The sequence below is a fragment of the Pseudarthrobacter sp. 1G09 genome (assembly GCF_050038305.1).
GTDB classification, from domain to species: Bacteria; Actinomycetota; Actinomycetes; order Actinomycetales; family Micrococcaceae; genus Arthrobacter; species Arthrobacter equi.
Map to the genome: position 1 here is coordinate 1,984,821 of NZ_CP188306.1, position 13,808 is coordinate 1,998,628.

General features: G+C 67.0%; 14 protein-coding genes, 6 tRNA genes and 1 riboswitch. Of the genes, 13 read left to right on the plus strand and 7 right to left on the minus strand.

Annotation, left to right across the window (positions count from 1 at the left end; translation table 11 throughout):
* Window positions 1-119: 119 nt before the first annotated feature.
* Window positions 120-1,157 (plus strand): cell division protein ZapE, encoded by a 1,038-nt coding sequence (gene zapE, locus ACP3TD_RS09095; RefSeq protein ID WP_261620543.1) that lies wholly within the window; start codon window positions 120-122, stop codon window positions 1,155-1,157.
* A 47-nt stretch (window positions 1,158-1,204) separates the two neighbouring features.
* Here zapE and ACP3TD_RS09100 read toward each other — a convergent pair whose 3' ends face one another.
* The 7 genes from ACP3TD_RS09100 to ACP3TD_RS09130 form a co-directional block, all read right to left on the minus strand.
* A complete protein-coding gene (locus ACP3TD_RS09100) occupies window positions 1,205-2,461 on the minus strand; it encodes a benzoate/H(+) symporter BenE family transporter (protein WP_426766927.1) in 1,257 nt (418 codons plus the stop codon).
* Between the two features lie 210 nt (window positions 2,462-2,671).
* The gene (locus ACP3TD_RS09105; RefSeq protein ID WP_426766928.1) at window positions 2,672-2,935 is read right to left on the minus strand and encodes an antitoxin; all 264 of its coding nucleotides are present in this window, start codon (window positions 2,933-2,935) and stop codon (window positions 2,672-2,674) included.
* Window positions 2,936-3,100: 165 nt separating this feature from the next.
* Window positions 3,101-3,172: transfer RNA gene (locus ACP3TD_RS09110), tRNA-Val, on the minus strand.
* 37 nt (window positions 3,173-3,209) lie between these two features.
* Window positions 3,210-3,282, minus strand: a tRNA-Gly gene (locus tag ACP3TD_RS09115).
* Window positions 3,283-3,333: 51 nt separating this feature from the next.
* Window positions 3,334-3,405, minus strand: a tRNA-Val gene (locus ACP3TD_RS09120).
* Between the two features lie 42 nt (window positions 3,406-3,447).
* Window positions 3,448-3,518 (minus strand) — tRNA-Cys (locus tag ACP3TD_RS09125).
* Window positions 3,519-3,563: 45 nt separating this feature from the next.
* A tRNA-Gly gene (locus ACP3TD_RS09130) sits at window positions 3,564-3,636 on the minus strand.
* Between the two features lie 326 nt (window positions 3,637-3,962).
* Here ACP3TD_RS09130 and ACP3TD_RS09135 point away from each other — a divergent pair.
* The 12 genes from ACP3TD_RS09135 (at window position 3,963) to ribH (ending at window position 13,686) form a co-directional block, all read left to right on the plus strand.
* Window positions 3,963-4,034 (plus strand) — tRNA-Val (locus ACP3TD_RS09135).
* A gap of 105 nt (window positions 4,035-4,139) precedes the next feature.
* Window positions 4,140-5,000, plus strand: a complete 861-nt coding sequence (locus tag ACP3TD_RS09140; RefSeq protein ID WP_426766929.1) for a cytochrome — start codon at window positions 4,140-4,142, stop codon at window positions 4,998-5,000.
* 51 nt (window positions 5,001-5,051) lie between these two features.
* Complete coding sequence (def, locus tag ACP3TD_RS09145; RefSeq protein ID WP_426766931.1) at window positions 5,052-5,666, plus strand: peptide deformylase; 615 nt, start codon at window positions 5,052-5,054, stop codon at window positions 5,664-5,666.
* Window positions 5,663-6,583 carry a methionyl-tRNA formyltransferase gene (gene fmt / locus ACP3TD_RS09150; RefSeq protein ID WP_426766933.1) on the plus strand — a complete coding sequence of 307 codons (921 nt, stop codon included), beginning with the start codon at window positions 5,663-5,665 and terminating at the stop codon, window positions 6,581-6,583. Before def ends, fmt begins: the two co-directional genes overlap by 4 nt.
* Complete coding sequence (locus tag ACP3TD_RS09155) at window positions 6,580-8,163, plus strand: RsmB/NOP family class I SAM-dependent RNA methyltransferase (RefSeq protein ID WP_426766935.1); 1,584 nt, start codon at window positions 6,580-6,582, stop codon at window positions 8,161-8,163. Before fmt ends, ACP3TD_RS09155 begins: the two co-directional genes overlap by 4 nt.
* Window positions 8,164-8,212: 49 nt before the next feature.
* A complete protein-coding gene (gene rpe, locus ACP3TD_RS09160) occupies window positions 8,213-8,893 on the plus strand; it encodes a ribulose-phosphate 3-epimerase (RefSeq protein ID WP_426766937.1) in 681 nt (226 codons plus the stop codon).
* Window positions 8,894-8,932: 39 nt separating this feature from the next.
* Window positions 8,933-9,092: riboswitch (FMN riboswitch) on the plus strand.
* A 96-nt stretch (window positions 9,093-9,188) separates the two neighbouring features.
* Window positions 9,189-9,908, plus strand: a complete 720-nt coding sequence (gene pnuC, locus ACP3TD_RS09165; protein ID WP_426766938.1) for a nicotinamide riboside transporter PnuC — start codon at window positions 9,189-9,191, stop codon at window positions 9,906-9,908.
* The gene (gene ribD / locus ACP3TD_RS09170; protein WP_426766939.1) at window positions 9,908-11,029 is read left to right on the plus strand and encodes a bifunctional diaminohydroxyphosphoribosylaminopyrimidine deaminase/5-amino-6-(5-phosphoribosylamino)uracil reductase RibD; all 1,122 of its coding nucleotides are present in this window, start codon (window positions 9,908-9,910) and stop codon (window positions 11,027-11,029) included. Before pnuC ends, ribD begins: the two co-directional genes overlap by 1 nt.
* Window positions 11,029-11,706: a riboflavin synthase gene (locus ACP3TD_RS09175; RefSeq protein ID WP_426766940.1), complete on the plus strand. Its 678-nt coding sequence runs from the start codon at window positions 11,029-11,031 to the stop codon at window positions 11,704-11,706. Before ribD ends, ACP3TD_RS09175 begins: the two co-directional genes overlap by 1 nt.
* Window positions 11,703-12,425: a 3,4-dihydroxy-2-butanone-4-phosphate synthase gene (ribB, locus tag ACP3TD_RS09180; RefSeq protein ID WP_426766941.1), complete on the plus strand. Its 723-nt coding sequence runs from the start codon at window positions 11,703-11,705 to the stop codon at window positions 12,423-12,425. Before ACP3TD_RS09175 ends, ribB begins: the two co-directional genes overlap by 4 nt.
* Window positions 12,422-13,153 (plus strand): GTP cyclohydrolase II, encoded by a 732-nt coding sequence (gene ribA, locus ACP3TD_RS09185; protein ID WP_426766943.1) that lies wholly within the window; start codon window positions 12,422-12,424, stop codon window positions 13,151-13,153. Before ribB ends, ribA begins: the two co-directional genes overlap by 4 nt.
* Window positions 13,154-13,200: 47 nt before the next feature.
* Entirely contained in the window at window positions 13,201-13,686 is a 486-nt protein-coding gene (ribH, locus tag ACP3TD_RS09190; RefSeq protein WP_045730399.1) for a 6,7-dimethyl-8-ribityllumazine synthase, read from the plus strand.
* The last annotated feature ends 122 nt before the right edge of the window (window positions 13,687-13,808 follow it).

Sequence of the window (13,808 nt, forward strand, 5' to 3'; positions counted from 1 at the left end):
CGTTAACAGGACGAAATGTTGGTTCATCACCCCGGGTGGTCCCGCCGACGCTGCGCCGGGACGTGGACCGCGAAGCCGGTATCCTTTCTGGGGACCACCTACCAGCAGAACGGACCACCTTGGTACAGATCGAACAGCTTGCGGCGCGCACTCCTGCAGTGTCGGTGAACGAACTCCTTAAGGGTTTCTATCCATCGCCGCGGTTTGGCCAGGTGTCCTTCGCCAGCTACCGTCCGGACCCGAAGCAGCCCAGCCAGGCTGCTGCCGTCCAGGCCCTGGAGGGGTTTGCCGGCAACGTGGCACCGTCTGACGGCGGCGGGCTCTTCAAGAAACTGTTCGGCAAGAAGGACAGCTCGCGCGCCGGCATCTACCTCGACGGCGGATTCGGCGTGGGCAAGACCCACCTCCTCGCTTCCCTCTGGCACGCCGCCCCCGGTCCGAAGGCCTTCGGCACCTTCGTTGAGTACACCAACCTGGTGGGCGCCCTGTCCTTCCGAAAAACTGTTGACGCACTCAGCAGCTACAAGCTTGTGTGCATCGACGAATTCGAACTCGACGACCCGGGCGACACCGTCCTGATGTCCAGGCTGATGCGGGAACTGGCGGACGCCGGCGTGAAGCTGGCCGCTACCTCCAACACACTCCCCGGCTCACTGGGTGATGGCCGCTTCGCTGCTGTGGATTTCCAGCGCGAGATCCAGGTCCTGGCGGACCAGTTCGACGTTATCCGCATCGACGGCGAAGACTTCCGCCACCGCGGCTTGCCGGCAGCCCCGGCCCCGCTGAAGAACAGTGAACTGTCCTCCCACATGAAGGCCGAATTCGACGGCAAGACGGTGGCCCAGGACGAGTTCAGCACCCTGATCCACCACCTCGCGGGCGTGCACCCGAGCCGGTACCGCCAGCTCATCGACGGAATCGACGGCGTGGTGTGGCGCAACGTGGAAACCATCACCGAGCAGGCCGTGGCGCTGCGGTTTGTGGTCCTGGCGGACCGTCTTTACGACAAGGACGTCCCCATCCTTGCCAGCGGCGTTCCGTTCGACAAGCTCTTCACCGAGGAAATGATGGCCGGCGGCTATATGAAGAAGTACTTCCGCGCCGTGTCCAGGCTCACTGCACTGGCCCGCGAAGGCCAGAACCACGAACCGTCCTGACCGTCCGGCGGGGCGGCGCCCCGCGCAGTGCCCGTCGCCGGCAGTTCCTAGGTGCCGTCCTTCGCGCCTGCGCGCCCACCGTCCAGCAGTTTCCGCTCCCGCCGGGGGACCAGCAGCGTCCTGACCAGCAGGCCGGCCAGGAGCGCCCAGAACGCCGACCCGATTCCGCCGAATGCGAGCCCCGAAGCGGCCATCAGGAACGTGACGGCCGGGGCGATGCGGTCATCGGCATCAGCCAGCGCCGAAGAGACCGACGCCGCCAGCGTGCCCAGGAGCGCCAGCCCTGCCACCGCTTCCAGCATGCCCGCCGGTGCCGCACTGACCAGGGTGACCAGCGCGGCCGAGAATGCGGCCAGGACCAGGTAGGCCAGGCCGGAGGTAAAACCTGCAACCCAGCGCCTGCCCCGGTTGCTGCCGGCCTCCTCGCCGGCAGCAAGTGCCGCGCTCAGGGCGGCAAGGTTGATGGCATGGCCGCCGAAGGGCGCGCCCAAGACGGTGCCGGCACCGGTCACCAGCATGGATGCCCGCCACGGCGTGGCAAAGCCGAACGACCGCAGCACCGCCACGCCCGGAACGTTCTGGGAGGCCACGGTGACCACGAACAGCGGCAGGGCAATGCCCACCATTGCCTGCAGGCTGAAGGACGGCGTGCTCCACACGAGTTGCGGCAGTACCCCGCCCGTTCCGGGCCCCGTGCCCGTGGCAGCCAAGGAGAAGGCGATCACTCCCAGCGCTACCACAAGTGCCGCTGGCACAGCCCAGCGCGGGGCGAACTTCATCATGAGCAGCCAGCAGGCAATGACCGGGGCCACGAAGAGCGGAACGGTGCCCAGTGCAGTAAACGGTGCCAGGCACAACTGCAGCAGGACACCGGCGAGCATTGCCTGGGCGAGCGACGCGGGGATACGCGCCATCAGTCGGCCGAGGGCAGGAATTAGCCCGGTCAGGGCTATCAGCACCCCGGCGGCAAGGAAGGCTCCGACGGCGGCCGGCCAGCCGCCGTCGGGCGTTCCGGACGTGGCCAGCAGCGCTGCGCCCGGCGTGGACCAGGCAAGCGTGACCGGAACCTTGGACCGCCAGGCAAGCAGCAGGACGCCGACGCCGACGGCCAAGGTGAGTGCCAGCAGGCCCGAGGCGGCCTGGGCCGGGTTGGCCCCCACGGCCTTGAGCCCGGCGAGGACGACGGCGAAAGAGGACGTAAAGCCCACCAGGGCTGTGACAATACCGGCAACGACGGGCCGGGAATCAAACGTGGAGGCCCCGGCCGTCCGGCCGGGGCGGAGGGGTGCGGAAGACTTCGCCATACCGGCAGGTTATCCGTGGTTGCAGCCCGGGAGGCAATTGCGCAGTGTGCTCCCTCTGCCGGCCGCCCTGTCAGCCAGTCGGGCCCTTGCCGGGGGAGAGTGGCGCCGGCCGGCAGCCATGAGGCATTTAAACGCCAAAGGCGCAGGCGCCGCCTCCCGGCGGGACCCGCGCCCCGTTGACGTGCTGGGGCAATGCCCCGGCCGAGATCCTTACGGAGTCCTGTCAGCCGGCGGTGCCGGGTTGACGGGATTGGCCGGAGGGACCTGCTCTGCGGCAGGTGCCTCGCCAGGAGTCCCATTCTTGTCCACGAGCTTGGAAGCGCCATCCTGGATCTTGTCGACGTGGCCAGCGTACTTGCCACCGGTCTTCTGGTCGACGAAATCGCCGGCTTTGGTGATGCCGTCCTTGATGGTCTGCTCGTTTCCGCGGATAAGACCCTGTGCCTTGCCCTTTAGATCGTCAATCAGTCCCACGAGCACCTCCCTTCGGTCGCGGAGCCAGGTCGCTCCTTGCGCAATCGATCCTAGACCCGTGGGAGGGCAGTTCCAAGGACATTGGGGAGATTTGGCGTTCGCCCGCAGCGGATGGGGCCGAAAACAGCAACAAAAAAAGCAGCTCGTCACGAGCTGCTTTGAGTGTGGGCGATACTGGGATCGAACCAGTGACCTCTTCCGTGTCAGGGAAGCGCGCTACCGCTGCGCCAATCGCCCGGAACCGGCGGACCGGCCAATGGGTTGTAAAAAGGAGAGCGGACGACGAGATTCGAACTCGCGACATCCACCTTGGCAAGGTGGTGCTCTACCAGCTGAGCTACGTCCGCAATTGCGTGCCGGCCGGAGCCGGACTGCTGTTGGCAAGATACCTTGCCGAGTGGGCGATACTGGGATCGAACCAGTGACCTCTTCCGTGTCAGGGAAGCGCGCTACCGCTGCGCCAATCGCCCATGCTGATCCGGAGGGTATCCGAAAAACCATGGTTTTCACCGAGGTGGGTACGGGATTCGAACCCGTGTATACGGCTTTGCAGGCCGCTGCCTCGCCTCTCGGCCAACCCACCGTGTAAGCCCCGGTTTAGCAACCGTTGCCGTGACAGTGTCCTGCGAGCGGACGACGAGATTCGAACTCGCGACATCCACCTTGGCAAGGTGGTGCTCTACCAGCTGAGCTACGTCCGCAGTTTGGAGGTTCGATTCCTTGCCGATTCGGCATTTCCTCGCTTCCAACGAGTAAAAACAATATAGGAGGTTCCGGGAAAGTCCAAATCGGCTGATCCGGCTGCTTCGCTGATGCCCCTGCATCCCAGCAACGGCGCGGAATGCCGGGACTTACAAGCGTGTAATTCGTGCGTTCCCTGCCGCCCATTCCGCCGCGGAATGCAGGAATGTGCGGCACGTATCCAAGGGATGGGCCACGAAAGCGGGACATCTTCGGGGGTTGTCTTTGGGAGCTGGAGGCCGATTTTTGAAATGGCCACCGGGTGGGCTAGCATTCAAATGCATCGGGGCGATTGGCGCAGTGGTAGCGCGCTTCGTTCACACCGAAGAGGTCACTGGTTCGAACCCAGTATCGCCCACCGCAGAAGGTCCGTTTCCGCTCATCAGCAGCGGAGGCGGACCTTTTTTATGCCCGGGCCTGGCTCCCGGAGATTTTGTCGGCCCCCTGTGAAAGAGTCTTTTGTATGACTGATCCGCTCCTCGCCCATGCCACCGAATACGGCCGGATGTATGCCCGGTCCACGTCGGAGCAGTTCTCCGTGCCTTCCATCACCACAGTCATCAGCCAGCAGCCGCACGGCCTTGACGGCTGGTTTGGCTACATGGGGGCAAGCAGCCTGGCCAAGGACCCGCTGTTGTCCGATTGCCTGGGGAGCCCGTCGAAGATCAAGCAGGCCATCAACCGGGCGGCCAAGGCCGCTGAGACGTATCGGGACGATGCCGCGCGCCGCGGGGACCGTGTCCACACGTACTGCGAGCAGGTTGCACTGCGAGCCCTGGGACGCCCGCATGCCATGAAGGAAGCGCGGGAAGCGCTGGCTGCCAACGGGGAGGAAGCCTTCGCCGTGCGGTTCGATGAATGGTGGGAGCTTTTCCGCGTGGAGCCCATTGCTCCGGAGATCACTGTGTGGAACAAGGCAGTGGGGTACGCCGGCACCCTGGACCTGGTGGCGCGGATCAATGGCCGCATCTGCCTCATCGACTACAAAACCAAAGGCACCACCCGCGACGGCCAGGTCAAGTCCCTCGACGACAAAGTGGTGATGCAGCTGGTGGCCGGCATGAAGGCCGAGGAGAGCCTGGTGGATCCGGTGGCGGGTACCTGGGAACCGTGGAAGTACGGGGAAGACCCGGTCCTGCTGGCGGTAGCCATCGGGGAAACGGAGGTCCGCCCGGTGCGGGCCAACCCCGAGGTCCTCAAACACCACTGGTGGAAGTTCTGCGCCCTGCGGCGCGTGTGGGAGCTCTCGGCAGACACCACCAGTGCCGGCACCGCCCTGCTCCCTATCGCCCCTCCGCCGCTGGCCCAGGCCCGCACCGCCTAGCGCCTAAACTGGATTGGTCCCATTACCGCCAACCGTGAGGAAAATCCGCGCATGGCTATTCTGAATATCCGCATCATCGGCGATCCCGTGCTCCGCACTGTGGCCGATCCTGTGACGGAATTCGGGCCTGAACTTGCCAAGCTGGTCGCCGACATGACCGAAACCATGGAAGACGTGGAAGGTGCCGGCCTCGCCGCGCCCCAGATCGGTGTCAGCAAGCGCGTCTTCACCTACCGGATCGACGGCGTTGAAGGGCACATCATCAACCCCGTGCTCGAAAACAGTGACGACTACCAGCCGGACCATGTGGAGGGCTGCCTGTCCATCCCGGGCCTGGGCTTCCCCGTACGCCGTTTCCGCTCCACCCGCGTCACCGGCGTGGACATGCACGGCAACCCCGTCACCATCGAAGGCGAGGGCATGCTGGCCCGCTGCTTCCAGCACGAGAACGACCACCTGGACGGCATCCTCTACACCGACCGGCTGGAGGGGGAGGACCGGAAGGCCGCCCTGCGCTCCATCCGCAACGCCAACTACGACTCCGTCACGGAGCGCACCACAGCCAAGCGCGCCAAGACCGTGGGATCCAGCTTCGGTGGAGCGAGCTTCGGCGGGCCCGGTGCACCGGGACTGTCTTCCGGCTCCAGTTTTGGCAACGCCGGGTGAGGGTCCTGTTCGCGGGGACTCCCGCCGTCGCGGTTCCCTCCCTGGATGCCCTCATCGAGGCCGGATTCGACGTCGTTGCCGTACTGACCCGCCCGGACGCTCCGGTTGGGCGTAAACGCGTCCTCACGCCGTCGCCGGTTGCTGCGCGGGCCCTCGAGTTGGGGCTGGATGTCATCTACGCTGCAAAGGTTGACGACGACGCCGTCGAACAGATCTCGGCTGCTGCCCCCGACGTCGCAGCCATCGTTGCCTACGGCGGGCTGGTTCCCCCCGCAGCCCTGGCCATTCCCCGCCACGGCTGGATCAACCTGCACTTTTCGCTGCTGCCCGCATGGCGCGGTGCCGCACCCGTGCAACGCTCGGTGATGGCCGGCGACGACGTCACGGGCGCGGTGACCTTCCAGCTGGAGAAGGGACTCGACACTGGACCGGTGTTCGGCACCCTCACCGAGTCCGTCGGCCCGGAAGACACGGCCGGCCAACTCCTGGAACGGCTCTCGCACAGCGGCGCCGTCCTCCTGGCCCAGACGCTGTCCGCGATCGAAACCGGCAAGGCATCTGCGGTGCCCCAGGCCGGAGACGTATCGCTGGCGCCGAAACTCACCCTGGAAGACGGGCACTTGAACTGGCAGCAGCCGGCCCTGGCGATCGGCCGCCAGGCCCGTGGTGCCACCCCCGAGCCCGGAGCCTGGACGCTCCTGGACGGCCAGCGTGTAAAGCTCGATCCTGTCCGGCTGCGTCCGGATGTTGTGGACCTCGCACCGGGTGCCCTGGCGGTTCACGGCAAGAGCGTGCTGGTGGGTACCGGTTCCCACGCTGTGGAGCTGACCCGCATTCAGCCCGCCGGAAAAAAGATGATGGCCGCGCCCGATTGGGCCCGCGGCATTGGTTCGCTGGAAGGCGTGGTGTTCGAATGAGTGGATCCGGTACGAATTCCGGTGGTGCACAGCAGGGCCGCCCGTCCGGCCGGGGGCGTGGCGCGAGCCAAAACGGCCGTGGCCAGGGCGGCCCGCGGGACAACAGCCGCCGCGACGCCCAGGGCCGGGAGCGGAACCGTGGCCCGCAGCGGAACTTCACCGAAAACGCGCCCGCACAGCGCACGCGCCGGGCGGACCCCGCCCGGCTCGTGGCATTCGAAGTACTCCGCGCCGTTGCGCAGGAGGACGCCTACGCCAACCTCGTCCTGCCGGCCCGGATCCGGCAGCACCGGCTGGACAAGCGCGACGCCGGGTTCGCCACGGAACTGAGCTACGGCGCGCTGAGGGGACAAGGGACCTACGACGCCGTCCTGGCGCGCTGCGTCGACCGGCCGCTGGACCAGCTGGACCCTGCAGTCCTGGATGCGCTGCGCATCGGCGTCCACCAGCTTCTTGCCATGCGCGTCCCGGCCCACGCGGCGCTGGACCAGACGGTGGGCCTCGCCCGCGCCGTCATAGGTGCAGGACCCTCCGCCCTGATTAATGCGGTCCTTCGCAAGGTCAGCGCCCACAGCCTGGATGAGTGGCTGGACCTCCTGGTAGCGGACGAAACCGATGAAACCCGCATCGCGTCACTCCGCCATGCCCATCCCGAATGGATCGTCCGGGCCATGCGCCAGGCATTGGTGGCCCACGGCCGTCCCGTCGGGGAAATCAACGCACTGCTCGAGGCGGACAACGCAGCCCCGGTGGTCAACCTGGTGGCTCTTCCCGGACTGGGGAACCTTGACGAAGCGCTTGAAGACGGCGCTACACCGGGTGAACTGGTTGAAGGCTCCGCGCTGTCCAGCGGTGGAGACCTGGGACGGTTGTCCTCGGTTCGCGCAGGCACCACCCGGGTACAGGACGTCGGCTCGCAACTGGTGGCCCGTGCAATGGCTGCGGTGGTGCTGGGAACCGCCGCGTCCGATGCCGCAGCGCCTGAGGCCTGGCTCGACCTCTGCGCCGGACCGGGCGGGAAAGCGGCCCTGCTCGGCGCGCTGGCCCGGGAACGCGGCGCCACGTTGCTGGCGAACGAACCCGCACCGCACCGCGCGAAACTGGTCAAACAGGCATTGTCCGCCGTCCCGGACGACACCTGGCAGGTGCGCACCGGGGACGGCCGCGAGGTTGGCGCAGAGCAGTCAGGGTCCTTTGACCGCGTCCTGGTGGATGTTCCCTGCAGCGGTTTGGGGGCATTGCGCCGCCGTCCTGAATCCCGCTGGCGCCGCTCGCCCAAGGACCTCGCGGACCTGGGGCCGCTGCAGCGCGACCTGCTCACTTCGGCACTGGCAGCTGTCCGGCCCGGGGGAGTCGTGGCGTACGTGACGTGCTCGCCGCATCCCGCCGAAACCACCGCCGTGGTGTCGGACGCCCTGCGGAAACGTGATGACCTGGAACTCCTTGACGCCGGGGCCGCGCTCGACGCCGTCAGCCTCACCGGAAACCTGGGTGCAGGGCATGAACTGACCGCGCAACTATGGCCCCATGTCCACAGCACCGATGCCATGTTCCTGGCCCTCATCCGGAAAAAGGCCTGACGCCACCCTTCGGCACACGCACCCCAGCCACCCTTCGAAAGGCATCCCCGTGACGCAATGCTGCATCAACCCGAGCATCCTCTCGGCCGACTTCGTCAACCTTGAGGCCGAGCTGAAGCGCATCAGCAACGCCGACGCCGTGCACGTGGACGTCATGGACAACCACTTTGTCCCCAACCTCACCATCGGACTGCCGGTGGTTCAGCGGATCCAGGCGGTCAGCCCGGTTCCCCTGGACGCCCACCTGATGATCGCGGACGCCGACCGCTGGGCGCCTGGTTTCGCGGACGCGGGCCTGGCCTCTGTCACGTTCCATGCAGAGGCCTCCATCGCGCCCATCAAGCTGGCCCGTGAACTCCGCAGCAGGGGTGCGAAAGCCGGAATGGCATTGCGGCCATCCACGGCCGTGGAGCCGTACCTGGACATGCTGTCCGAGCTGGACATGCTGCTCATCATGACCGTGGAACCCGGTTTCGGCGGCCAGGCTTTCCTCGACGTCACCCTCCCCAAGATCCGCCGCGCCCGCGCCGCCATTGACGGTTCGGGCATCGGCGTGGCCATCCAGGTGGACGGCGGGATCACCGAGGAAACCATCACCCGCGCCGCGGAAGCCGGAGCCAACGTGTTCGTAGCCGGCTCCGCTGTCTACGGGGCCGACGACCCCGCCGCCGCCATCGAACGGCTCCGCGAAGAAGGCAGCCGTTCGTTACGGAAGGCGACGGCGGAATAAGAAGAAGCCACACCCGGTTGTGGCACAATAACAACACACATACGTGCTCCGGGGTCGGTGTAAGTCCGAACCGGCGGTGACAGTCCGCGACCCGCGAACCGATGGTTTTTCCTGGCAGGCCAGGCGAAGCCCCGGTGACCGGTTGAACCGGTGAAATTCCGGTACCGACAGTTAAAGTCTGGATGAGAGAAGCACGTACAGCTGTATCTTCGGCGCCCTTGGGCTCCGAAGCGTTCTGCTGTCGTATACCCCCGGAGCCATCGCGGTTCTGACAGGGAAGGAACGACACACAGACATGGACCTCCTGCGATGGCTCTTTGACGCTCAGATCCCCGTGGGGGGATCTGTCCTGATATTGAGAGAAGTGCTGGGCAACATTTTCGGCCTGGCAAGTGCATTCGGCGGCATGCGGCGCAAAGTTTGGGCCTGGCCCGTGGGCATTGTCGGCAACCTGCTGCTGCTTACGGTGTTCCTGGGGAACGTCTTCGGCTCCGCCACACCGGCCACCCTGTGGGGGCAGGCCGGCCGGCAGGTGATGTTCATCGCCGTGGCTGCCTATGGCTGGCAACGCTGGAAGCAGGGCCGGAGCGCCGGTGGCGGGAACACCGCCGTCGTGCCCCAATGGGCCAGCAACCGGACACGGCTCATCCTCGCGGCAGCGCTGGTGGCCGGCACCGTTGCCCTGACCCCGCTGTTTGACTCCCTCGGGTCCTACCCGCCGGTGTGGGCCGACGCCTGGACCTTCGTGGGATCGCTCCTGGCCACCTACGGCATGGCGCGGGGCTGGACCGAGTTCTGGCTGATGTGGGTGGCCGTGGACATCGTGGGTGTCCCGCTCCTGTTCAGCGCCGGCTACTACGCCAGCGCCTTCATGTACCTCTTCTACGGCTTCTTCACCCTCGCCGGGTTCTTTGTCTGGTGGAATGCCTCCCGCCGGGGTGGCGCAGCTGGCGGGCGCGAACAGCAGCCGGCCTCGGTGGAAACCGCCTTTCCGGACCCGAGGGTGAAGCTCTGATGGCCGCCGAACTCCGGGTGGCCGCGCCCTTCACCCCCGCTGAAGTCCAGGCAATGGAGCACGCCCTCGAAGCAGCCCTGCAGGGGCCGCGCGGCGCCAACCCCCTGGTGGGCGCCGTCGTCGTAAGCCCTGACGGCCGCGAACTTGCCACCGGATACCACCGCGGCGCGGGCACCGCCCATGCCGAGGCTGATGCCGTGGCCCGCGCCCTGGAAGCGGGCGTGGACCTTGCCGGCTGCACCATGGTGGTGACCCTCGAACCCTGCAACCACGTTGGCCGGACCGGACCCTGCACGGAAGCGATCATCTCCGCCGGTATCACCGATGTTGTCTACGCCGTGGACGATCCCCACGACCCTGCCGCCGGCGGAGCGGCAACCCTGCGCAACGCCGGTATCTCGGTCCGCAGCGGCCTGGCGGCAGCGGAATCCCTGGAACTGAACCGCCGGTGGTTCGAGGCCGTAGCAGAAAAGCGGCCCTTCACCACCCTCCATATCGCCCAAACCCTCGACGGACGCATCGCCGCCGAAGACGGCACCAGCCAGTGGATCTCCAGCCCGGAATCCCTGGCCGACAACCACGGGATCCGGAGCCGCATCGACGCCATCCTGGTGGGAACCCAGACCGTCGCGGTGGACAATCCCCGGCTGAATGCCCGCGACGCCTCGGGCAACCCGGCAGCGAGGCAGCCGGTCCGCGCCGTCATGGGCCTGCGTGACATTCCCGACGACGCCGCAATCCTGGGCGACGACGGCCTGGCCGTCCACCTTCCCACCCGGGACCCCCGCGAGGCATTGACCACCCTGTACGCGTCCGGTACCCGCCACGTCATGGTGGAAGGCGGTTCACGGATTTTGAGTGCGTTCCTCACGGCAGGGCTGGTGGATGAACTGATCGTCTACCTGGCACCCACACTCCTCGGTTCCGGAACCTCCTCGCTGGACGGGCTGGGAATCAGCACCCTCCCGGACGCCCAGCAATGGGAGTGGGACGCTTCCGACGGCGGCGCCGTGCGCACGCTGGGCCGCGACCTGAGACTTCACCTGAAACCGCAACGCCACGTTGCACTTGACCCACAACCGTCCCGCGAAGCTGCGCGACAAGCCCAGGGAGGCTACTGATGTTTACCGGAATAATCGCCGAACAGGGAGAGGTGCTCGCCGTCGAGCGCGAGGGCGATATCAGCGCCACCGTCCGGCTCCGCGCCCCCGGCACCACCGAAGGACTCGCCCTGGGCGGCTCCATCGCCGTCAACGGCGTCTGCCTCACCGCGACGGACATCGACGGCAAGGAGTTCAGCGTCGACGTCATGGGTGAAACCCTGGTCCGGAGCACCATCGGCGAACTGGCCGCAGGCGACGCCGTCAACCTGGAACGGTGCGTCCCCGCAGGAGGGCGGCTGGACGGCCACGTGGTGCAGGGCCACGTGGACGGCGTCGGCGTCCTCCTGGAACGCGAGCCGCAGGGCAACTGGGAGCGGCTCCGCTTCGGTGTACCCGCCAACCTGGCCCGCTACATTGCCGAGAAGGGCTCCATCGCCATCGACGGCGTCTCCCTCACCGTGACGGCCGTCAGCGTCGCGGCGGAGGAACAGCCCTGGTTCGAAGTGGGCCTGATCCCCACCACCCTGGCCGAGACAGGACTTGGCACCAAGACCACCGGAAGCCGGGTCAACCTGGAAGTGGACGTCCTCGCCAAGTACACCGAACGGCTGCTCTCGTTCCGCACTGCCAGTACCGAGGGAGCCGGCACCGAGACCGGGGGCAGCGTTGCGGCAGCACCGGGTGGTGCCCTGTGAACGCGACTGCGCGCCTGGAACCCGGAGCTGTGCCGGCCGTGGTTCCCACCCGCGGACTGGATTCCATCGGGGACGCCGTCCGCGCCATGGCGGCGGGAAAGCCGGTGCTGGTGGTTGACAACGAGGACCGGGAAAACGAAGGCGACATCATCTTCGCAGCCCAGCACGCCACGCCCGCTCTGATGGGCTGGACCATCCGCTACAGCTCCGGCGTCATCTGCGTGCCGTTGACGGGAGAGCGGGCAGACGCCCTGGAACTGCCGCCCATGACGGCAGTCAACGAGGACGCCAAAGGCACCGCCTACACGGTGTCCTGCGACGCCGCCATCGGTGTCAGCACCGGCATCTCCGCCACTGACCGCGCCCTCACGGCACGCGTCCTTGCGGATCCGCAGGCCCTCCCGGCGTCAGTGACCCGCCCGGGGCATATTTTTCCGCTCCGCGCGGTTGACGGAGGTGTGCGGGAGCGCCAGGGCCACACCGAGGCCGCGGTGGACCTGTGCCGCCTGGCGGGACTCGAACCGGTCGGCGTCATCGCGGAAGTGGTGTACGACGACGGTGAGATGATGCGCCTGGACGGGCTCCGTTCGTTCGCAGCGGAACATGGGTGCCCTTTGGTCTCCATCGAGGACCTGGTGGCGTATCTTGAAGCCGGGACCGGGGGAGGCCTGGATCAGAATGTCCGGACTGTTCCGGGCGGAGAAGAGGAGAAGCGATGACGGCATCGGCAGCCAGCGAGGACAGCCAGAACGGTCACCGGAAGCACCACACCGGCAACGGTGGGGCTCCACACCCCGTCATCGGCGGTCCCATTGTGCAGCTTCCCACCGCTTTCGGTGACTTTGTGGCGCAGGCATGGACCGACCTCGTGACCGGCGTGGAGCACCTGGCCGTCAGTTCGCCCAACCCGCCAAGCGACGGGAAGGCGCCGCTGGTGCGGCTGCACTCGGAATGCCTGACCGGTGACGTCTTCGGCTCGTACCGATGCGACTGCGGCGAGCAGCTGGCCTACGCCCTCGAACTGATCCATGAACACGGCGGCACTCTGCTGTACCTGCGCGGCCAGGAAGGCCGCGGCATCGGCCTGGCCAACAAGATCAAGGCCTACGCGCTGCAGGAAGCCGGTTTCGACACCGTCGAAGCCAACGAACAGCTGGGCCTGCCGGTGGATGCGCGCTGCTACAAGGCCGCCGCCCAGGTGCTCGCCGAGATGGGCCTGCACGAGGTCCGGCTGCTGAGCAACAACCCGGACAAGCAGAACCGGCTTGCCAAGGCCGGCGTCAAGGTAGTGGAGATGGTTCCCACCGAGGTGCCGTCCCGCGAGCAGAACATCAGGTACCTGCGGACCAAGAAGGACCGCATGGAACACCGGCTGTTGCTGGACACCGGGGCCGACCCCGTTCCGGTGCCGGGCCCTGACGCTCCGTTCCGCCATGAACAAGACTGACCCGACCACCCCACTGAACCACCAGACTGAACGGACACCTCGCACCCATGAGCGGACACGGCGCCCCCGATATCGACCTCACCACCCTCAACCCGGCCGAAACGTCGCAGCTCCGGCTCGCGATCGTCGCGGCCAGCTGGCACACCCAGATCATGGATGGCCTCCTGGATGGCGCCCTGCGGGCGGCCAAGGACGCCGGCATCAACGAACCCACGGTCATCCGCGTACCCGGCAGCTTTGAGCTGCCGGTAGCGGCCGCACGCCTCGCGCCGCACTTCGACGCCGTGGTGGCGCTCGGCGTCGTCATCCGTGGCGGTACCCCGCACTTCGAGTACGTCTGCCAGGCAGCGACGTCGGGACTCACCGACGTCAGCGTCCGTACCGGAGTGCCGGTGGGCTTCGGCGTCCTCACCTGCGACACCGAACAGCAGGGCCTGGACCGGGCCGGTCTGCCCGGCTCCAAGGAAGACAAGGGGCACGAGGCCGTCACCGCGGCACTGGCCACCGCCGTCGTCCTCAAGCAGTACACGTAGCCGCTCGACACCGGGCAGTGCCGAAAGCCACGGGCGGGCGCGGTGTGTATTCGCTCACATCGCGTCCGTCATGGAACGGCCCGGGAAGCGCCCGCCGTGCCGCAGCAAGTAGGCTGGTGGGC

Bases quoted from the DNA above. Each gene is read 5' to 3' on its own strand.
- ACP3TD_RS09100 (WP_426766927.1), bottom strand. From the start codon at position 2,461: ATGGCGAAGTCTTCCGCACCCCTCCGCCCCGGCCGGACGGCCGGGGCC.
- ACP3TD_RS09140 (WP_426766929.1), top strand. From the start codon at position 4,140: ATGACTGATCCGCTCCTCGCCCATGCCACCGAATACGGCCGGATGTAT.
- def (WP_426766931.1), top strand. From the start codon at position 5,052: ATGGCTATTCTGAATATCCGCATCATCGGCGATCCCGTGCTCCGCACT.
- ACP3TD_RS09155 (WP_426766935.1), top strand. From the start codon at position 6,580: ATGAGTGGATCCGGTACGAATTCCGGTGGTGCACAGCAGGGCCGCCCG.
- pnuC (WP_426766938.1), top strand. From the start codon at position 9,189: ATGGACCTCCTGCGATGGCTCTTTGACGCTCAGATCCCCGTGGGGGGA.
- ribD (WP_426766939.1), top strand. From the start codon at position 9,908: ATGGCCGCCGAACTCCGGGTGGCCGCGCCCTTCACCCCCGCTGAAGTC.
- ACP3TD_RS09175 (WP_426766940.1), top strand. From the start codon at position 11,029: ATGTTTACCGGAATAATCGCCGAACAGGGAGAGGTGCTCGCCGTCGAG.
- ribA (WP_426766943.1), top strand. From the start codon at position 12,422: ATGACGGCATCGGCAGCCAGCGAGGACAGCCAGAACGGTCACCGGAAG.
- ribH (WP_045730399.1), top strand. From the start codon at position 13,201: ATGAGCGGACACGGCGCCCCCGATATCGACCTCACCACCCTCAACCCG.